General features: G+C 70.4%; 17 protein-coding genes and 1 pseudogene. 13 read left to right on the top strand and 5 right to left on the bottom strand.

Translation table 11 applies throughout. The features are described 5' to 3' along the window. Positions 1 to 88 precede the first annotated feature (88 nt). The 3 genes and pseudogenes from panD to ACWPN5_RS23600 all read left to right on the top strand — a co-directional run. Positions 89 to 487 (top strand): annotated as a pseudogene (gene panD / locus ACWPN5_RS23610) (aspartate 1-decarboxylase); the annotation flags it as partial. Between the two features lie 218 nt (positions 488 to 705). Then, positions 706 to 948, top strand: coding sequence for a hypothetical protein (locus ACWPN5_RS23605; protein WP_145689542.1), 243 nt, complete (start codon positions 706 to 708; stop codon positions 946 to 948). Between the two features lie 69 nt (positions 949 to 1017). After that, on the top strand, positions 1018 to 1587 hold the full coding sequence (locus tag ACWPN5_RS23600; RefSeq protein WP_492297699.1) for a hypothetical protein: 570 nt from the start codon (positions 1018 to 1020) through the stop codon (positions 1585 to 1587). Here ACWPN5_RS23600 and ACWPN5_RS23595 read toward each other — a convergent pair. The 4 genes from ACWPN5_RS23595 to dacB all read right to left on the bottom strand — a co-directional run bounded on the left by ACWPN5_RS23595 (position 1542) and on the right by dacB (position 5725). Next, positions 1542 to 2567, bottom strand: coding sequence for an endonuclease/exonuclease/phosphatase family protein (locus ACWPN5_RS23595; RefSeq protein WP_492297697.1), 1026 nt, complete (start codon positions 2565 to 2567; stop codon positions 1542 to 1544). The two genes, ACWPN5_RS23600 and ACWPN5_RS23595, sit on opposite strands and share 46 nt — an antisense overlap. After that, positions 2564 to 3385, bottom strand: coding sequence for a class I SAM-dependent methyltransferase (locus ACWPN5_RS23590; protein WP_492297695.1), 822 nt, complete (start codon positions 3383 to 3385; stop codon positions 2564 to 2566). The genes ACWPN5_RS23595 and ACWPN5_RS23590 overlap by 4 nt, the downstream gene beginning before the upstream one ends. A gap of 5 nt (positions 3386 to 3390) precedes the next feature. Continuing rightward, positions 3391 to 4023 carry a chemotaxis protein gene (locus ACWPN5_RS23585; protein WP_188261729.1) on the bottom strand — a complete coding sequence of 211 codons (633 nt, stop codon included), beginning with the start codon at positions 4021 to 4023 and terminating at the stop codon, positions 3391 to 3393. A gap of 235 nt (positions 4024 to 4258) precedes the next feature. Then, complete coding sequence (gene dacB / locus ACWPN5_RS23580) at positions 4259 to 5725, bottom strand: D-alanyl-D-alanine carboxypeptidase/D-alanyl-D-alanine endopeptidase (protein ID WP_492297693.1); 1467 nt, start codon at positions 5723 to 5725, stop codon at positions 4259 to 4261. 166 nt (positions 5726 to 5891) lie between these two features. Here dacB and ACWPN5_RS23575 point away from each other — a divergent pair, with 166 nt between their 5' ends. After that, a complete protein-coding gene (locus ACWPN5_RS23575) occupies positions 5892 to 7772 on the top strand; it encodes an FHA domain-containing protein (protein WP_492297691.1) in 1881 nt (626 codons plus the stop codon). On the opposite strand, the gene ACWPN5_RS23570 is transcribed toward ACWPN5_RS23575, so the two are convergent. Next, positions 7762 to 8475, bottom strand: a complete 714-nt coding sequence (locus ACWPN5_RS23570) for a 4'-phosphopantetheinyl transferase family protein (RefSeq protein ID WP_492297689.1) — start codon at positions 8473 to 8475, stop codon at positions 7762 to 7764. The genes ACWPN5_RS23575 and ACWPN5_RS23570 overlap by 11 nt on opposite strands. 96 nt (positions 8476 to 8571) lie before the next feature. Here ACWPN5_RS23570 and ACWPN5_RS23565 point away from each other — a divergent pair, with 96 nt between their 5' ends. From ACWPN5_RS23565 to mnhG, 9 genes are all read left to right on the top strand, one after another. Then, the gene (locus ACWPN5_RS23565) at positions 8572 to 9555 is read left to right on the top strand and encodes a phosphoribosylaminoimidazolesuccinocarboxamide synthase (protein WP_492297687.1); all 984 of its coding nucleotides are present in this window, start codon (positions 8572 to 8574) and stop codon (positions 9553 to 9555) included. After that, positions 9555 to 10499 carry a D-2-hydroxyacid dehydrogenase family protein gene (locus tag ACWPN5_RS23560; RefSeq protein WP_145689525.1) on the top strand — a complete coding sequence of 315 codons (945 nt, stop codon included), beginning with the start codon at positions 9555 to 9557 and terminating at the stop codon, positions 10497 to 10499. The genes ACWPN5_RS23565 and ACWPN5_RS23560 overlap by 1 nt, the downstream gene beginning before the upstream one ends. Positions 10500 to 10995: 496 nt before the next feature. Continuing rightward, complete coding sequence (locus tag ACWPN5_RS23555) at positions 10996 to 11484, top strand: PTS sugar transporter subunit IIA (RefSeq protein WP_492297685.1); 489 nt, start codon at positions 10996 to 10998, stop codon at positions 11482 to 11484. A 115-nt stretch (positions 11485 to 11599) separates the two neighbouring features. Next, positions 11600 to 14578, top strand: coding sequence for a monovalent cation/H+ antiporter subunit A (locus ACWPN5_RS23550; protein WP_492297683.1), 2979 nt, complete (start codon positions 11600 to 11602; stop codon positions 14576 to 14578). Beyond that, positions 14578 to 14922 (top strand): Na+/H+ antiporter subunit C, encoded by a 345-nt coding sequence (locus ACWPN5_RS23545; RefSeq protein ID WP_145689519.1) that lies wholly within the window; start codon positions 14578 to 14580, stop codon positions 14920 to 14922. Before ACWPN5_RS23550 ends, ACWPN5_RS23545 begins: the two co-directional genes overlap by 1 nt. A gap of 23 nt (positions 14923 to 14945) precedes the next feature. Then, entirely contained in the window at positions 14946 to 16565 is a 1620-nt protein-coding gene (locus ACWPN5_RS23540) for a monovalent cation/H+ antiporter subunit D (RefSeq protein ID WP_492297681.1), read from the top strand. Further along, complete coding sequence (locus ACWPN5_RS23535; protein ID WP_492297679.1) at positions 16562 to 17050, top strand: Na+/H+ antiporter subunit E; 489 nt, start codon at positions 16562 to 16564, stop codon at positions 17048 to 17050. Before ACWPN5_RS23540 ends, ACWPN5_RS23535 begins: the two co-directional genes overlap by 4 nt. After that, a complete protein-coding gene (locus ACWPN5_RS23530) occupies positions 17047 to 17328 on the top strand; it encodes a K+/H+ antiporter subunit F (protein ID WP_145626980.1) in 282 nt (93 codons plus the stop codon). The genes ACWPN5_RS23535 and ACWPN5_RS23530 overlap by 4 nt, the downstream gene beginning before the upstream one ends. Continuing rightward, positions 17325 to 17726 carry a monovalent cation/H(+) antiporter subunit G gene (mnhG, locus tag ACWPN5_RS23525; protein WP_492297677.1) on the top strand — a complete coding sequence of 134 codons (402 nt, stop codon included), beginning with the start codon at positions 17325 to 17327 and terminating at the stop codon, positions 17724 to 17726. The genes ACWPN5_RS23530 and mnhG overlap by 4 nt, the downstream gene beginning before the upstream one ends. Positions 17727 to 17745: the final 19 nt, after the last annotated feature.

Here is a 17745-nt window from a genome sequence, read left to right as displayed (position 1 = left end):
CCGGAACGCTTGCTGTTTTCGCAGTTGCGGTTACAAACATCCCCCGGCCGCCACCGTCCGGCCCGCGGCCACACGACCGGAGGGCTCCATGATCAAGGTTGTTCGAGCGAAGCTGCATTGCCTGCGTGTCACCGACGCCAACCTGAACTACCAGGGATCGATCACGCTCGATCCGGAACATTGCGAAGCGGTCGGGATCTATCCGCTGGAATTCGTGGAGATCTGGAACAAGAACTCCGGCGCGCGGATCAGCACCTACGTGATCTACGGCGAGCGCGGTTCGCGCTGCTGCGTGCTGAACGGCTCGGCGGCGCGGAGCTGCCAGCCGGGGGACGAGGTGATCATCGCCGCCTCCTGGTACTGCCAGCCGACGGAACTGGCGACGCTGCGGCCGCGGGTGCTGACCTTCAATGCCGACAACAGCATCGACCGGTCGCTGACCTACGACGTGACGGCGCTCGACGGCGGGCGCTTCGACTTCGCGATTCGCGAGGGCGCTTTCCTGGAACCGGAACCGGCCTGACCTGTTCGCTTCCGCATTTGCGCAAATAAAAGACGCGGCTCACGGCGAGTCCACGCGCAAAGCGAGCGCTGCGGCGACTTGCGCGTGTCTTGCGAGGAATAGGCCGTGAGTCCCACTTGAACGCGCGGCAATTTTTGCCTACTCTACCATCTTGGGAGTGCGGACAGCGAGGAGTGCGTGTCATGGGCGTCAGCGGCATAGGGGGCTTCCAACAGCAGCCCTTCACGACACCGTTAAGCAGCGGGCCGGCGGCCCTGCAGCAAACCCGGGGAACCGACGCGAACCAGCAGGCACAGAAGGCCGAAGAGGATCGCCGTCAGCAGGTCCAGGCCCAGGACCAGCAGGCGCAGCAGAGCCAGCAGGCCCTGTCGTCGGGCGGCAACACCACCCCGACCCGCGGACAGAACCTCAACATCACGGTCTGATCGCGCGTCGTCCATCGGGGCCCGCCCGGCTCGTCCGGCTCCGGGTCCGCAGGGGAAAGGCGGCCAGCCATGGACATCCGAAACGTTTCCGGCATCCAGGCGAACCGGCCGACTCCGGCATCGGCGGTTCCGACGCCGCAGTCCGTGGCCGACGCCACGGCACCGACCTCCCAAACCCCGCCCAACGCCGCGACCCAACCCACGGCTGGGTCCCCGTCCGATCCGGTGGTGGTGGCGGGCGGCTACATCAGCCCGGTCCTGCGCTACGACCAGGACGCCCGGCTGGCCGTCATCTATTTCCGCGACCGCTCGTCGGGCGAGACCCAGAACCAGATTCCGGCGCAGCAGGTGGTGGAGGAATACCGCCGCACTGCCAGCCGCCTGGGCGGCGCGACCGACGCGGCGGAAGACCGTGGCGCCGGCAAGGGTCCCGCGCCGTCGGGCGGTGCGGGGCGGAACGCCGGACCGGGATTCGGCGCCGCCGTGCCGAACGGCACGCCGTCCGGCGAAACGCCGCCCGCCGCGGCAAGCGCAACGGCGGGCACCATCCCCGCTGCCGTCCCCGCCGCTCCCGCTCCCCGTGCCGCGGGGGCCTACGGCGCCGGCTCGCCGGGCGCCATCGTCTCCGTCACCGTCTGATCCGGCAGCTCGAAGCGGGCGACCAGCGGCGCGTGATAGCTTTCCGGGGAATGGCTGACCGTGGCGTGGGCGACCAACTCGTCGCCCAGCGCCTCGTTGTGGATTTCGGCGGCGCGGAACCAGCCCAGCAAGGCGCGCGACACCAGCAGATGGTCGAGCATCACCGCGTCGCCGCCGTGCAGCACGGTGAAGCGCCGCTCCTCGGGCACGGAGCGCTCCAGCGGCACCAGCGACCGCCCGGCGAGATGGCCGTTGCCGGTCTCGTCCAGGTCGGCGCGGATGATGCGGACGGGGGTCTGCTCGATCTCGGCGTTGAGGTCGCCGGCGACCAGGATCAGCGCCTGCGGGTCGGCGTCGAACACCCGCTCCACCGCCAGCCGGGCCTCCAGCGCCTGCCCGGCCCGCTTGATCGAGGCCAGATAGAAACCCTCAGCCCAGCCGCCGACGCTCTTCCAGGTGGAGGCGTTCTTCTTCTGCCCCGGCACCGGCGCGGCGATCGGCGCGCGCAGATGCAGGTTGAAGACGTGCAGCCGCCGCCCGCCGGGCAGCCCGATCTCGCCATGCAGCACCGGGCGGTCCCAGGCCACGGCGTCGCCGCCGGGCTGGGCCGGGTCGGCGGTGACCATGCGGACCTGCGGGGAGGGCACCAGATCGTGCCGGTACTGCCGCGCCGCCAGGATCGGCCAGCGGCTGACCAGCACGAGGTTGTGGCGGTCGGCCAGCTTGGTCCCCTCGCCGCCGGAGGTCCGGTGGAAATCGGCGTAGGGGCCGCCCTCCAGCAGCCGGTTCAGAGCGCGCAGGGTGCGCGGTTCCCCCTTCGCGTCGCGCTGGCCGTTGACCTCCTGAAGGCACAGGATGTCGGCGTCCAGCCGCTCCAGCTGCGGGCGCAGCACGGCGGCGCGCTCCTCGAAGGACAGGTCGCCGGTGTCGTCCAGGCTTTCCAGGTTGAAGGTGGCGATGCGGATGCTGCGGCTGCTCATGACCCCTCCCCGGACGCCCGGCCCGCCACGGCGCGCGGGCGCGCCAGGAACAGGTGGTTGCGGTTGATGCGCCGCCGCCGCCGCCGGTGCGCGCTCAGCATCGCCGTGGAGGAGACGAGCGTGGCGTCCAGCCCGGCCTCGGCCATGCGCTGGGGGGTATCCGTACCATAAATCCGGTAGTGATAGGGATGGCCGAAGGCGGCCAGCCGCTTGGCCGGGGTGTCCATCGCCGGGTCCTCCTGCGTCGGCCCCTTGGGGTCGTAGGGGAACAGCAGGACGGCGCGGCCGGAGGGCGTCAGGACGCGGGCAATCTCGCGCAGCGCGGCGCGGTCGTCGGGGACATGCTCCAGCACGTGGCTGGACAGCACGAGGTCGAATCGACAATTTGGGAAGGGCAGGTCGGTCAGGTCGGCCTGCACGTCGGCGGCCGGGTTGAAGCGGTCCAGCGTGACGTAGCGCCGGCCGTGCCGTGCCCGCAGCAGCGGCTCCAGGCAGGGCTCGGGGGCGGTGTGCAGGATGCGCAGCGACCGGCGCAGCACGTCGGTCCGCTCCGCCAGGAAGCTCCACAGGAAGCGGTGGCGCTCCAGCGACCCGCAGTCCGGGCAGCGGGCGTTGCGCCGCCCGCCCAGGCCGAAGGGCAGGAAGCGCGCCGCCTCCCGCCCGCAGAGCGGGCAGAGCAGGGGGCCGGCGGCGGGGATCAGGCCGCGGGCGCCCTCGTAGCGCGGACGCTCGTACAGCGACTCCCGCTGGTAGACGGCGGCCTCGTCGAGATTCTGGTCCGCGATGGCGGGCAGCAGGCGGGACAATCCATGGAGCATGGGGATCAGAACAGTTCCACGTCGCCATCGATCCCGGTCTTGCGCAGCCGGTCCATGAAGGAGGTCTCGGACCGCGCGATGTCGCGCACCGTCTCCTCCCCGATCAGGCGGCGCTGGGTGCGGCCAGAGGTGGGGTAGAAGCGCACCGCGCGGGCCGCGGTGCCGCCGACGTCCCAACTCATCGTCGGGATGCCTTCGGCCGCCAGATACTCCATGACGAACTCGACGTTGCGCTGGCCGATGCCGGCGCTGCGCGGCGCGCCGTTCACGCTGGCCCCGCCGAAGATCTTGGCGCGCAGCCGGTCGCGCCGCCCCGTCGCCGCCAGCAGCCGGTTGATGAGCTGCTCCATGGCGGCACTGCCGTAGCGCGAGGAGATGGACAGCCGGTCGCCGTTGTGGTCGGGCAGCAGGAAATGGTTCATCCCGCCAATCGCCGCCACGGGATCGAACAGGCAGGCGGCGATGCAGGAACCCAGCGTCGTGGTGATGACGACGTTCGGATCGTCGCTGACCACGCAGCCGCCGACCACGATGTTGACCACCTCCGCGCCCAATTGCCGGTCGTGGTAGCGGTTGGCCGCGATGTCCGGCGTGTCGGAACCCTGCTGGTGTCGGCGTGCGCGCGGGCTGATCGGCATCCAGGACCTCGGTGGGACATTCGGTCGCAGTGTACAACCGACCGTCGCCCTTCGCCAAGCGTCACGGTTGCGGGCGCCATTGCCCCCTCTCCCGCCCCGGGAGAGGGAAGGGACCCACGCCGCAGGCGTGGGAAGGGTGAGGGTGCCACCAAGGATCATGCTTCAATCCTCGCACGACCCTCACCCGCCCGCTTTCGCGGGCACCCTCTCCCGGGGCGGGAGAGGGGGAAGACTCTCACAAACCGGCGATCCACAACTCCAGCAGGTCGGCCTGGAGCTTGCGGGAGCGGGCCAGCCAGGCGCGGGCCTCCGGGGGGATCTCGGCGATGCGGCGGTCCATCGTCCGGTCCATGGCGGCGCGCTGCGCCTCGTCGGTGACGAAAAAGGCGAAGCCGAGCGTCCGGCCGCGCGCCGTGGTCAGCGTGCCGGCCAGCGCCTTGGCGTAGGCCAGCGTGCCCGACTTGGCGCGCACGCCGGGGGGCAGGACCTTGCCCTCGTCTTCGCCGGGCAGAAGGGCGAGCACCGCCGGGCCGGCGCCCTGGATCAGCGCCATGGTCTGGGCCGGGGTGATCCGCGACGCGGCGCTGAGCCCCGAATGGTTGAGCAGCCGCAGCCCCGTCCAGTCGGTGCGCGGGGCCGCCAGCATGGCCGGCGCGGTCAGCACCGCCGCCGACTCCGGCAGCGTCCGCACCGCCGGGTCCAGCCGCCGGGCGGCGGCCAGCCCGATCAGCTCCGCCGACAGGTTGTTGGAGTAGCGCAGGACCTGCCGGGCGAGGGTCTCCAGCGGCTCGCTGCGGTGCAGGGCGGCCAGCGTGGCGGTCGGCGGCACGGTGCCGGGAGCGGGGGCGGGCAGGGCGATCCCCGCCTCCGCGGCCAGCCGGCGGAAGACATGCGCCGTCGCCAGACCGGGCCGGGTGACCGGAAGCCACAGGCTGGCCGCCATGCCCGGCTGAGGGGCGAATCGCCAGCGCTCGCCCCCAGGCTCCCCATTGGCCGTTGCCCCATCCGTGGCGGTGAGCGGGGTGAAGGCGGCGCCCACTCCGGCGCCCACCTGCACCGTCACGCTGTCCAGCGGCACGCGCCCGGCGTCGGACACCGACCAGGCGCTGACCCGCACCGGCTGGCCGGCGGCGGCGGGGCGCGCCCAGTCGAAGCGGAAGCGGTTGAAGTTCAGCGACAGCGCCCCGACGCCGGTGTTGTAGCCGGCGGTCCAGGGCTGGCCGGCGTCGATCTCCGCCATCTCGGGCAGGGCGGAGGTGTCGTAGAGGAAGCGCCCGGTCACCCGCGTCACCCCCAGCGCGCCGAGGTCGCGCAACAGCTCCGCCAGCCCTTCGCTGGACAGGGACGGGTCGCCGCCGCCCTTCAGGATCAGGTCGCCGTCGAGCACGCCGTTGCCCAGCCGCCCGGTGACATGCAGCGTCGTCTCGAACCGGTGGTCCGGCCCCAGCACCGCCAGGGCGGCGGCCATCGCCGGCAGCTTGGCGACCGAGGCCGGGGCGAAGGGCTTGGCCGGCTGCCGCTCCGCCAGGACGGCGCCGCTGTCCGGATCGAACAGCACGTAGCCGACGTCGTCGGCGGAAAAGCCGTTGCGGGCGATCGCTTGGCGGTCGTCCGGACCGGTGGCGGCAGTGGGGGAGGCGCAGGCCGACACCGCGGAGACGCAGGCCAGCAGGAGGAGGATGGAGAAGGTCGGAATCCGCATGGCGGACAGTCTAACGCAAGGCTGCGGTCCGCATCCGCGTCAATCGTGGGCCGGGCCCGATTCAGGCATGGGCCGGGCCCGGAATCTTGCTGCGCAGACAATCCGCTTCCCGTACGATGACGGTCAGGAAAAGACGCCACGCCTTTGGGAATGAGTTGCAAGACCCATGATGTCACGGCGACGAAGCGTCACGTTCGAAGTGGTCGTCGAGCAGGGCGGCAAACCCAACATCGACGGCGTCTTTGCCGACGAGGCCGCGGCGCGGGAACGCGCCGCCTATCTGCTTCGTCTTGCGAAATTTCCGGTTGTCCGGATTTCCAAAGTGAATCAGGCCGGCAAGGAAGAGGTCATCTTCCAGAAGTCCAGCTCCGGCGGCGGCAAGCCGACCACCATCTCCACCATCGACGAGACCGACGTCGGGCCCGCCACTCTCTGCACCGACGCGCTCCAGCTCTTTTCCTACGAGAGCCGGATGCTGCTGCTGCGCCTGCTGCGCGGTTATTGGGACGATCAGGCGGTGATCCCGGCCGAGCAGCTCCACCGCTACTACCCGCTGCGTTATTTCGAGCGGGAGGCCCTGCTGTTCAATCCGGCGGTCAGCCGGCTCGCCGCCCTTCAGGCGCCGCTGCTGGGCGTGAAGCCGTTCGACCGCCATGACCAGCTCATGCGGATGTTCACCAAGCTGAAGGAGATGGCGCAGGCGTCGGACACGCTGGCGCCCTTCGACGCGGCGCTGGCCCGCGGCGGGGTGGGCGGCCTGCTGGCGGCGGCGGCGGGAGAGCGCCCGCCGGAGGAGCGCGACCGGCTGGTCACCCACGCCTTCGCCGCGGTGCTGGAGCCCTGCCGCGACTGGCCCGGCAAGGTCAAGGCGCTGCTGCGCTTCCACCGCGAGGACGGGGAGGAGGAGGCGAACCGCCGCCTGCTCGACCAGATGCTGGCGGAGACGGTGGACGGGCGGGAGCCGGTGCGCGCGCTGATCGGCTACGCGCCCGACCTCGGCGCGGCGCTGCAAAGCCTGATCGCGGCGATGCACGGCGACCTCGACGACCGGCTTCCCCACACCGACGAGCTGCTGGCCCTGTCCAACGCGCTGGGCGGTGGCGGCTTCGACGAGACGCGCAAGGCGCTGCTGCGCCGCGTCCAGGGCGGTCTGGCCGGCCTGACCCCGCTGACCCGCACCGGCACCGCGGCCGAGGGCAAGGCCTTCGGCATGATCGTCGACCGGCTGACCAACTTCGACGGCTTCCTGGGTGGCGCCGGCATGGCCGAGGCATTGACCCGGCGCGCCAAGACGGTGTGGAGCCACGGCGGGCAGGACGCGTCCTTCGACACGGCGGTGCAGCGTCTGGCCACCCGCCTGCCGGCGCCGGCCCAGCGCATCGGCTATCTGCTCGACCTCGCCACCAGTCCCTTCGGGCGCAACAAGCTCAGCGTCCTGATCCGGCAGGTCGCCACCGAGTTCGAAAGCATCACATCGGCCCGCGAGCTGGTCGCCCCCGGCGTCAGCACCGACGACGTGCGCGGCGGCCTGGGCCGCCGCCTGCGCGCCGCCGGCATCCCGCGCGCGCTGGCCGAGGGGCTGATCGCCAAGATCGCGGCGATTCCGGACGCCGAACGGTCGCTCAGCATCCCCTTGCTGGCCGCTCCCGTTGGAGACGTCGTGACGCGGGCGACCGAGGAGACGGTCCTGATCGACGTCGCGAAGGCGGCGGCGGAGCGGCTGGTGCTGTTCTGGCGCGGCCAGACCCGGGCGATCCCGGAGGACGGGACCCAGCTCGTCATTGGGCGGTCGTCCCAGTGCCAGTTCGTCCTCGACATCGCTTCGGCCTCGCGTCGGCACGCGGCGGTGTTGCGGCAGGACGGCGTCTTCGTGGTGGAGGATCTCAGCCGCAACGGCACCCAGATCGCCGTTCCGGGGGTGGCCGAGCCGCGGCGGCTGAAGGCCGGTGAACCGCTGCCGCTGCCGCCGCGCGGCGAGATCGTCATCGGCTCGGCGGAGCTGGGCGAGGAGCCGGCGCGCATCGCCTGGGAAATCGTCAAGCGCTGAACGCGTCGTCCAGCGGGCGGAACACGGGGCGCCAGCCGTCGCCGCGCACCGCCAGCGCGCCGACCAGCCCCGGCGCCGGGCGCAGGTCGAACAGCGACCAGTCCGCAGCGGTCCCGGCCTCCAGCGCGCCGTCCAGGCCGAGCAGCCGGGCGGGGCGGCCCGGCACCAACTCCACCGCGAAGCGGTCGAGCGGCGTGGACAGCCCCTGGCCGGTCGCCTTGATGAAGGCCTCCTTACGGGTCCAGCCGTTGAGGAACGCTTCGTCCCGCAGCGCCTCGGGCAGGGCGGCGAAGGCGGCCCGCTCCTCCGGCGCGAAGAATCGCTCGGCGATTCCCTCGGCGTCCGGCACGGACCGCAGCCGTTCGACGTCCACGCCCAGCTCCACCGTTGCGCCAGGGGCGATGGCGATCAGAACGTGATCCTTGCAGTCGGCGAGGTTGAAGGCCGGGCCGCCGGGCAGGAAGGGCTTGCCCATCGAACCGTAGGCGAAGGACAGGGTGGCCGGGTCGCGCTCCAGCACTTGGCCGAGCCGATGGCGCAGCAGCCCGCGCCGCAGAACGCAACGCGCGCGCAGCTCCTCCGTCGCGAAACGGGCGGCCCGCGCCGCCTCGTCGGGAGAGAGCAGGGCGCGGAACGCCTCCAGCCGGTGCGCCAGCCCGCGCAGGTCGGCATAACAGAGTTGAATTTCTCCCGTTCCCCACATCGGATGTCCCCATTCCCCGGATTCGGGACTATAACCGCGCTGGCCCCGCGCGGCGATTGCGCTATCATGCGCCTCCCTTTTGCCGGATCTGGAATCATGGTCGATACCGCTCAGCTTGCTCCGCATCTGTCCAACGTCGTCAAGGACGCCGCTATTCCCGAGCTGCCCAACCACTACCGGGGCAAGGTGCGCGAGAATTACGACCTTCCCGACGGGCGGCGCGTCATCATCGCCACCGACCGGCTGTCGGCCTTCGACATCATCCTGACCGCCATCCCCTTCAAGGGGCAGGTGCTGACCCAGATCGCCCGCTACTGGTTCGAGGCGACCAAGGACCTCTGCCCGAACCATGTCCTGGAATACCCGGACCCCAACGTCGTGGTCGCCAAGCGGCTGACCATCATGCCGGTGGAGATCGTGGTCCGCGACTATCTGGCCGGCACCACCGGCACCTCGCTGTGGACGATGTACAAGAAGGGCCGGCGCGAGATGTACGGCCACGTCTTCCCCGACGGGCTGCGCGAGAACCAGAAGCTGCCGGAAACGATCATCACCCCGACCACCAAGGCCTTCGACGCCGGCCATGACGAGGAGCTGACCGCCGCCCAGATCGTGGAGCGCGGGCTGCTGACCCAGGCCCAGTGGGACGAGGTGACGGCGAAGGCGCTGACCCTGTTTGCCCGCGGCCGCGAGATCGCGGCCGCGCGCGGACTGATCCTGGTCGACACCAAGTACGAGTTCGGCTTCGACGAGGCCGGCAACATCATTCTGGCCGACGAGATCCACACGCCGGACAGCAGCCGCTACTGGTTCGCCGCCAGCTATCCCGAGCGGTACGAGGCCGGGCAGCGTCCGGAGAGCTTCGACAAGGACTTCGTGCGCAGCTGGGTGACCCAGCGCTGCGACCCCTACAAGGACGCCATCCCGGAAATCCCGGCGGAGGTCGTGCTGGAGGCCGCCCGCATCTACATCGAGGCCTTCGAGACGATCACCGGCCAGACCTTCCAGGTTCCGACGGAGGTCACGCCGGCGGTGGAGCGCATCCGGGCCAATCTGGCGCCCTATTTCGCGAAGCCGTGATGAAGATCGCCATCCTCGACGACTACCAGAACGTCGCGCGCGATCTGGCGGAGTGGCATCGCCTGCCCAACGGCAGCGCGCTGACGGTCTTCGAACGGCCGATCCCGGCGGCGGAACTGGCGGGCACGCTCTCCCCCTACAGCGTCCTGGTCATCATGCGGGAGCGCACGCCGTTCCCCGCGTCGCTGATCGACGCGCTGCCGAACCTGCGGCTTCTCGTCACCACGGGCGGGCGCAACAACGCCATCGACCTGGAGGCCTGCAAGGCCCGCGGCATCACCGTCTGCGGCACCGGCATGGTCGGCACCCCGACGGCGGAGCTGACCTGGGGCCTGATCCTGGCGCTGGTCAAGCGCATCCCGCAGGAGGAGCGCGGCCTGCGCGCCGGGCGTTGGCAGGCCGGCCTGACGCAGGGGCTGGCCGGCAAGCGCCTCGGCCTCGTCGGGCTGGGCAAGCTGGGCACCCAGGTGGCGCGGGTCGGACAGGCCTTCGGGATGGAGGTCGCGGCCTGGAGTCCCAACCTGACCGACGAGCGGGCCGCGGCGGCCGGCGTTTCCCGGCTGGACAAGCGCGACCTGTTCGCCACCTCCGACATCGTCAGCGTCCATCTGGTGCTGAGCGAGCGGACGCGCGGCGTGGTCGGGGTGGACGACATCGACGCGATGAAGCCCTCGGCCTTCTTCGTGAACACGTCGCGTGCCGGTCTGGTGGACGGGGACGCCCTGCTGGCGGCCCTGCACGAGCACCGCATCGCGGGCGCCGGCTTGGACGTCTTCCCCGTGGAGCCGCTTGCGGCGGACAGTCCCTGGCTGGAGGCGCCGAACACGGTGCTGACGCCGCATCTGGGCTATGTCACCCGCGAGAACTACGAGGTCTTCTACCGCGACGCGCTGGACGACATCCTCGCTTGGCACGCCGGCGAGCCGGTGCGGATGCTCGCGTAAGGACGGGACGGCACCACCCCGCCCTTTCCCCATGGCGCGGGAAAGGGCGGGGCGTCTCGCATGGGCGCAAGCCCTTGATAATTTTCAGGCTTCCGTGTCTTTCCCGGATCAGCCCTCCAGGCGCCGCGTTCCGTCCCGCCCGCCCGCTTTTTTCGCCCCCGCAGCACGGATTGTGGGATTACAGCCGCGGCCAAGACGTAGATGGATGGCCACCCCGCCACTTGCGGGGCGCGATTCCATTCCCAAAATGGGTGTGGAACCTGCGGCGGGGGCGGGAGAGGAACGAGTTTCGTTGCGTGGCGCAGGCCCTGCTGGGGTTGCGTGTCCGTGGGGTGGGGCGGCCACCGGTCCCGGCGGCGATTGGCGCTGTGCGTGTTGCCATTGTGGACAAGGCGTGCCGAATTTGATTGGAAGTCTGTTGGTTCACGGCCATCCCGGCACGGACCGCGGACGGTCGGGACAGGAGACGGAAGGTTTGCCACCCATGGAGACAGGAATGAACATCTCGGACCTCTTGTCCGCACACAACGTCATTCTCGATGCAGGGCCGGCCAACAAGGAAACCCTGCTCGACCTTCTTGCCGCCGAGGCGTCCAGCCGCATCGGAGCCCCCAAGGAGGAGATCCTCAAGGCCCTGCAGGCGCGGGAGCACATCGGCTCCACGGCGCTGGGCAAGGGCGTGGCGCTTCCCCACACGGAGCTGCGCGGGGCCGAAAACCCGCTGGTGCTGTTCGCCCGGCTCCGCAAACCCATCGATTTCGAGGCCCGCGACGACGAGCCGGTGGACCTGTTCTTCCTCGTCCTCTGGCCGACCGCGACCCGCAAGGGCCTGCTCCCCGTCATGGGCGAGATCTGCAAGGCCCTGCGCGATCCGCAATCCCTGCGCAAGCTGCGTCAGGCGGAGACGCCCGACACGGTGGTGCAGCTCGTCCGGCAGGCGCTTCCCCCCAACGCCGAACGGGAGCTTGACGACGACGATTTCTGACCGAGCGATTTCTGGCCGGCGCGGCGAGGGAACCCCATCCTTCCTATATTCGTAAAGCCGACAGTTCTCAGCATTTTGGCCCCTCCGATTGCCCGAGACCCCATTGTCACAGACCATGTCCGACGCCCTGTTGCTCCTGGCCGCCACCGGCCTTCCGTTCGTCGGCGCGATCGTCGCCGGAATGCTGCCGACGCACGCGCGCAACACCGCGGCGTGGCTGGCCGGTGCGATCGCGATCATCGGGCTGGGTCTGGTGTGGGCCGCCTACCCGACGGTGGCGGCGGGCGGGGTGATCCGCCATTCGATGGCCTGGATGCCGTCGCTCGGCCTTGATCTCGTGTTGCGGATGGACGGCTTCGCGTGGCTGTTCGCCGGTCTGGTGTTCGGCGTCGGCGCGCTCGTTGTGCTCTACGCGCGCTATTACATGTCGGCGGACGACCCGGTCCCCCGCTTCTTCGCGTTCCTGCTGGCCTTCATGGGGTCGATGACGGGGGTGGTGCTCTCCGGCAACCTGATCCAGATCGCCTTCTTCTGGGAACTGACCAGCCTCTTCTCCTTCCTGCTGATCGGTTATTGGCACCACACGGCGGCGGCGCGCGACGGCGCGCGCATGGCGCTGACCATCACCGCGACAGGCGGGCTGTGCCTGTTCGCGGGGGTGCTGCTGCTCGGCCACATCGTTGGCAGCTACAACCTCGACGTGGTCCTGGCCTCGGGCGACAAGATCCGCGAGCACGCGCTCTACCTGCCGGCGCTGGTCCTCATCCTGATGGGCGCGCTGACCAAGAGCGCGCAGTTCCCGTTCCATTTCTGGCTGCCGCACGCCATGGCGGCGCCCACCCCCGTTTCGGCCTACCTGCATTCGGCGACGCTGGTGAAGGCCGGCGTCTTCCTGATGGCCCGGCTGTGGCCGGTGCTGGCGGGGACGGACGCGTGGTTCTGGATCGTCGGCAGCGCCGGTCTGGCCACCCTGCTGATCGGCGCCTATGTGGCGATCTTCCAGAACGACTTGAAAGGACTTCTGGCCTATTCGACCATCAGCCATCTCGGGCTGATCACGCTGCTGCTCGGCCTCAACAGCGAACTCGCCATGGTCGCGGCGATCTTCCACATCATCAACCACGCCGCCTTCAAGGCGTCGCTGTTCATGGCCGCCGGCATCATCGACCATGAAACGGGCACCCGCGACCTCCGGCGCCTGTCCGGCCTGAACCGCTTCATGCCCTTCACGACGCGGCTGGCGATGGTGGCGGCGGCGGCCATGGCCGGCGTGCCGTTGATGAACGGCTTCATCTCGAAAGAGATGTTCTTCGCTGAGACGCTGACGGCCCAGGGGTCCGTGACCTTCCTGCTCGACATCCTGCCCTTCGCCGCGATGGTGGCGAGCGCCTTCGCCGTGGCCTATTCGCTGCGCTTCATCCACGGCGCCTTCTTCGGCCCCGACCCGGTCGACCTGCCGCACCTGCCGCACGAGCCACCGGCCTGGATGCGCCTTCCGGTCGAAATCCTGGCGCTGGCCTGCATCATCATCGGGCTGCTGCCCGCGGCCACCGTGGGGCCGTACCTGAACATGGCGGCCCACGCCGCGCTCGGCGCCGCGACGCCGGAATACAGCCTGGCGGTTTGGCACGGCTTCAACACGCCGCTGGTGATGAGCCTGCTCGCCCTGGCGGCCGGCGTGACGCTCTACTTCCTGCTGCAGCCGCTGTTCCGCCGCAACATCGAGGGCCCGCCCTTCATCAGCCGGCTGGAAGGCCGCCGCATGTTCGAGCGCAGCATGGTCTTCCTGTCCTGGCGCCTCGCCCGGACGCTGGAGGGGCTGCTCGGCACCCGGCGGCTGCAGCCGCAGCTCCGGCTGGTCGTCTGCGTCGCCATCCTGGCCGCGGGCTGGGCGGTTTACCGGCGCGGCCTCGGTCCGGGCAATCTGGTGCCGCAGGGCATCGATCCGGTGCTCGCCCTGATCTGGGCGATCGGTGCTGCCTGCGCGCTGGGGGCGGCGTGGCAGGCCAAGTTCCACCGCCTCGCCGCGCTGATCCTGCTCGGCGGCACCGGTCTGGTCACCTGCGTCACCTTCGTCTGGTTCTCCGCCCCCGACCTCGCGCTGACCCAGCTGCTGGTCGAGATCGTCACCACGATCCTGCTGCTGCTCGGCCTGCGCTGGCTGCCCAAGCGGCTGCCCGGCACTGGCACGTCGGAGGTGATGCGGACGGGGCGCCGCCTGCGCGACCTCGCCATCGCCATCACCGCCGGCCTCGGCATGGCCGGGCTGGCCTTCGGCGTGATGACCCGCTTCCCGCCGGAGATCCTGGCGCAGCATTTCCTGGAGCGCGCCTACACCGAGGGCGGCGGCACCAACGTCGTCAACGTGATCCTGGTCGACTTCCGCGGCTTCGACACGCTGGGCGAGATCGCCGTGCTGGGGGTGGTGGCGCTGACCGCCTACGCGCTGCTGCGCCGCTTCCGCCCGGCCCCCGACAGCGTGGACGTGCCGGAGCAGCAGCGCGACCAGAGCGCCTACGACATCGCCCGGCCGGAGCGGCGGGAGGGCGACACGGTGGCCGACTGGCTGCTGATTCCGTCGGTGATCGCGCGTCTGCTGTTCCCGGTGGTCGGCATGGTCGCGCTGTTCCTGCTGCTGCGCGGCCACGACCTGCCCGGCGGCGGCTTCGCCGCGGGGCTGATGGGCTCGATCGCCATGATCCTGCAATATATGCTGGGCGGCACGCAGTGGGTGGAGGCACGGCTGCGCGTGCTGCCGCTGCGCTGGATGGGCCTCGGGCTTCTGCTGGCCGCCGGCACGGGCCTGGGCGCCCTGCTGTTCGGCCGGCCCTTCCTGACCACCTATTTCGCCTACGCGCACCTGCCGCTCATCGGCGAGATTCCGACGGCGAGCGCTCTGCTGTTCGACATCGGCGTGTTCGCCCTGGTCATCGGCGCGACCATGCTGACCCTGATCGCGCTGGCCCGCCAGTCGGTCCGCGGCCATCGCGCCGCCGCACCCCGCGCTCCGGCGGCGAGCGCCCCCGCGGCGCCCGCTCCGGTCGCGACCGCTGCCCCGACTGGCGCCCCGACCGCCGCAACCGGAGACGACTGATGGAACTTATCCTCGCCCTCGGGATCGGGGTGCTGACGGGCTCCGGCGTCTGGCTGCTGCTGCGTCCCCGCACCTTCCAGGTCATCATCGGCCTGTCGCTGCTCTCCTACGCCGTCAACCTCTTCATTTTCTCGACCGGCGGCCTGCGGACGGGGGCGGCGCCGGTGCTGGAGCGCGGCATGGCCGGCAGCCTCGCCAGCCACGCCGACCCGGTGCCCCAGGCCCTGGTCCTCACGGCCATCGTCATCAGCTTCGCGACGACGGCGCTGTTCCTCGTCCTGCTCCTCGCCGCGCGAGGCCTGACGGGAACCGACCATGTGGACGGTAAGGAGAAGTCCCGGTGAACGGGTGGCCAATGAGCGCTTGGATGAATCATCTGGTGATCGCGCCGATCATCATCCCGTTGCTGGTCGGCGCGCTGCTGATGCTGATCGACGAGCGGCGGCGGGCTCTGAAGGCCACGCTCGGGGTGGTGTCGGCCTCGGTGCTGCTGGCGCTGGCTGTGCTGCTGCTCTATCTGACGGACCACACCGCCACCGGGGCGGACGCCACGGTGCGCGTCTACCGGCTGGGCGACTGGCCGTCGCTGTTTGGCATCGTCCTGGTGCTCGACCGGCTGTCGGCGATGATGCTGGTGCTGACCGGCATCCTTGGCCTGTCCGCCCTTGTCTTCGCGCTGGCGCGCTGGCAGCGGGCGGGCGCCCATTTCCATTCGCTGTTCCAGTTCCAGCTGATGGGGCTGAACGGCGCGTTCCTGACCGGCGACCTGTTCAACCTCTTCGTCTTCTTCGAGATCATGCTGGCCGCCTCCTACGGGCTGGCGTTGCACGGCTCCGGCCTCGCCCGTGTCCGCGCCGGGCTGCATTACATCGCCATCAATCTGGCGGCGTCCCTGCTCTTCCTGATCGGGGTGAGCATGATCTACGGCGTGTCCGGCACGCTGAACATGGCGGAGCTGGCCGTCCGCATCGCCGCGGTGGCGCCGGAGGACCGCGGGCTGCTGGAGGCCGGGGCGGCGATCCTCGGCGTCGCCTTCCTGATCAAGGCCGGCATGTGGCCGCTCGGCTTCTGGCTGCCGAACACCTACACCACGGTCGGCGCGCCGTCGGCGGCGATCATCTCGATCCTCAGCAAGGTCGGCATCTACGCCATCATCCGGATCTGGCTGCTGGTCTTCGGCGACAGCGCCGGGACCTCGGCGGGGTTCGGCGGGCACTGGCTGCTGATCGGCGGGGTGCTGACCATCGCCTTCGGCTCCATCGCGGTGCTGGCGACGCAAAATCTGGCGCGGCTGGCCGGGGCCAGCGTGCTGGTCTCCTCCGGCACGCTGCTGGCCGCCATCGGCGCCGGACAGGCGGCGGTCACCGGCGGCGCCCTGTTCTACATGACCAGTTCCGTCCTGGCGATCGCCGGGCTGTTCCTGCTGATCGAGCTGGTGGAGCGCGGCCGCATGGTCGGCGCCGACGTGCTGGCGGTGACCCGCGAGGCCTTCGGCGAGGGCGAGGACGAGGAATCCGACGACGACGACGCCATCGGCGTGTCGATCCCGGCGATCATGGCGATCCTCGGCATCGCCTTCATGGCCTGCGCGCTGCTGCTCGCCGGCTTGCCGCCGCTGTCCGGCTTCCTCGCCAAGTTCGCCATCCTGGCGCCGATGCTGGCGCAGGGGGCGGAGGGGCTTCCCATCACCACCTGGGCGCTGATGGCGGCGCTGATCCTGTCCGGTCTGGCGACGGTGGTCGCGATGAGCCGCACCGGCATCGACGTCTTCTGGGCGTCGCCCGCTGGCGACCTGCCGCGCGTGCGCCTCGTGGAACTCGGGCCGGTAATGCTGCTGCTGGCGCTCTGCGTGGCGCTGACCGTCCAGGCCGGGCCGGTGATGCGCTACATGGAGGACACTGCCCGCTCCCTGCACGGACCGGAGCGCTACGTCCAGGGGGTGATGACCACCGCGGCGCCGGGAACCGGCAAGGGAGTCGCGCCATGAAGCGCTGGTGGCCGTACCCGCTGCTGACCGCCGCGCTCGTGGCGATGTGGCTGCTGCTGACCGAGAGCGTGGCGCTCGGCTCGATCCTGATGGGGACCATCCTGGCGACCATCGCGCTCTGGGGCTTCCGGGCCCTCGACCCGCCGGGCGGACGGCTGAAGCGGCCGCGTGCCGCGTTCGCGCTGGCCGGGCTGGTGATGGCCGACGTCGCGCGCTCCAACCTCGCGGTTGCCAAGATCATTCTGAACCCGCGCAAGACGGAGCGGGTGTCCGGCTTCCTGCGCATCCCGCTCGACATGCGGGCGCCCTACGGTCTGGCGACTCTGGCCTGCATCATCACAGGGACGCCGGGGACGATCTGGGTGGAATACAACTCCGCGAACAACAGCATCCTTCTCCACATCCTCGATCTGGTCGACGAGAAGACCTGGATCGACACCATCAAGGGACGGTACGAGAAGCGCCTGATGGAGATCTTCGAATGACCGCCACGCTGCTGCTCTGGTCGATCTTCCTGGCGCAGATCCTGCTGGTCGCCGCGATGGCCTGCGCGACGTACCGCGTGCTGCGCGGGCCGCGGGCGCAGGACCGGGTGCTCGGGCTCGACACGCTCTACGTCAACGCCACGATGCTGCTGCTGACCTTCGGCATCCGCACCGGCAGCACGCTCTATTTCGAGGCGGCGCTGATCATCGCGCTGCTCGGCTTCGTCGCGACGGCGGCGCTGGCGAAGTTCCTCATGCGCGGAGAGGTGATCGAATGACGCATCTGGCCGACCTGCCGGTCTGGGCGGCGATCCCGGTGGCGCTTCTCCTCCTGCTCGGCGCCTCGCTGGCGCTGATCGGGTCGATCGGGTTCGTGCGTCTGCGCAGCTTCTACGAGCGCGTCCACGCTCCGACGCTGGGCACCACCATGGGCATCGGCTCCGTGCTGCTGGCCTCGATGCTCTGCTTCACCGTGCTGCAGTCGCGGCTTGTGCTGCACGAAATTCTGATCGCGATCTTCATGGTGGTGACCACGCCGATCACGCTGATGCTGCTCGCCCGTGCCGCCCTCTACCGCGACCGCAGCGAGGGCAGCGACGACGTGCCGGCGGCGCCGCCGGTCCCGCCGGTCGAGAGCGCCGCGCCGCCGGCCCCGGACGCCGCTCCGCCGGTGTAGACCGTCCCTCGGCGCGTCA

Source organism: Azospirillum sp. UENF 211521, assembly GCF_058780535.1.
Note: the sequence above shows the minus strand (reverse complement) of the source record. Positions and strands in the feature narration are given on the sequence as shown.

Bases quoted from the DNA above. Each gene is read 5' to 3' on its own strand.
- ACWPN5_RS23545 (WP_145689519.1), top strand. From the start codon at position 14,578: ATGGAACTTATCCTCGCCCTCGGGATCGGGGTGCTGACGGGCTCCGGC.
- ACWPN5_RS23565 (WP_492297687.1), top strand. From the start codon at position 8,572: ATGGTCGATACCGCTCAGCTTGCTCCGCATCTGTCCAACGTCGTCAAG.
- ACWPN5_RS23585 (WP_188261729.1), bottom strand. From the start codon at position 4,023: ATGCCGATCAGCCCGCGCGCACGCCGACACCAGCAGGGTTCCGACACG.
- ACWPN5_RS23530 (WP_145626980.1), top strand. From the start codon at position 17,047: ATGACCGCCACGCTGCTGCTCTGGTCGATCTTCCTGGCGCAGATCCTG.
- mnhG (WP_492297677.1), top strand. From the start codon at position 17,325: ATGACGCATCTGGCCGACCTGCCGGTCTGGGCGGCGATCCCGGTGGCG.
- ACWPN5_RS23590 (WP_492297695.1), bottom strand. From the start codon at position 3,385: ATGCTCCATGGATTGTCCCGCCTGCTGCCCGCCATCGCGGACCAGAAT.
- ACWPN5_RS23600 (WP_492297699.1), top strand. From the start codon at position 1,018: ATGGACATCCGAAACGTTTCCGGCATCCAGGCGAACCGGCCGACTCCG.
- ACWPN5_RS23550 (WP_492297683.1), top strand. From the start codon at position 11,600: ATGTCCGACGCCCTGTTGCTCCTGGCCGCCACCGGCCTTCCGTTCGTC.
- ACWPN5_RS23555 (WP_492297685.1), top strand. From the start codon at position 10,996: ATGAACATCTCGGACCTCTTGTCCGCACACAACGTCATTCTCGATGCA.
- dacB (WP_492297693.1), bottom strand. From the start codon at position 5,725: ATGCGGATTCCGACCTTCTCCATCCTCCTCCTGCTGGCCTGCGTCTCC.
- ACWPN5_RS23560 (WP_145689525.1), top strand. From the start codon at position 9,555: ATGAAGATCGCCATCCTCGACGACTACCAGAACGTCGCGCGCGATCTG.
- ACWPN5_RS23570 (WP_492297689.1), bottom strand. From the start codon at position 8,475: ATGTGGGGAACGGGAGAAATTCAACTCTGTTATGCCGACCTGCGCGGG.
- ACWPN5_RS23605 (WP_145689542.1), top strand. From the start codon at position 706: ATGGGCGTCAGCGGCATAGGGGGCTTCCAACAGCAGCCCTTCACGACA.
- ACWPN5_RS23575 (WP_492297691.1), top strand. From the start codon at position 5,892: ATGATGTCACGGCGACGAAGCGTCACGTTCGAAGTGGTCGTCGAGCAG.
- ACWPN5_RS23595 (WP_492297697.1), bottom strand. From the start codon at position 2,567: ATGAGCAGCCGCAGCATCCGCATCGCCACCTTCAACCTGGAAAGCCTG.
- ACWPN5_RS23535 (WP_492297679.1), top strand. From the start codon at position 16,562: ATGAAGCGCTGGTGGCCGTACCCGCTGCTGACCGCCGCGCTCGTGGCG.
- ACWPN5_RS23540 (WP_492297681.1), top strand. From the start codon at position 14,946: ATGAATCATCTGGTGATCGCGCCGATCATCATCCCGTTGCTGGTCGGC.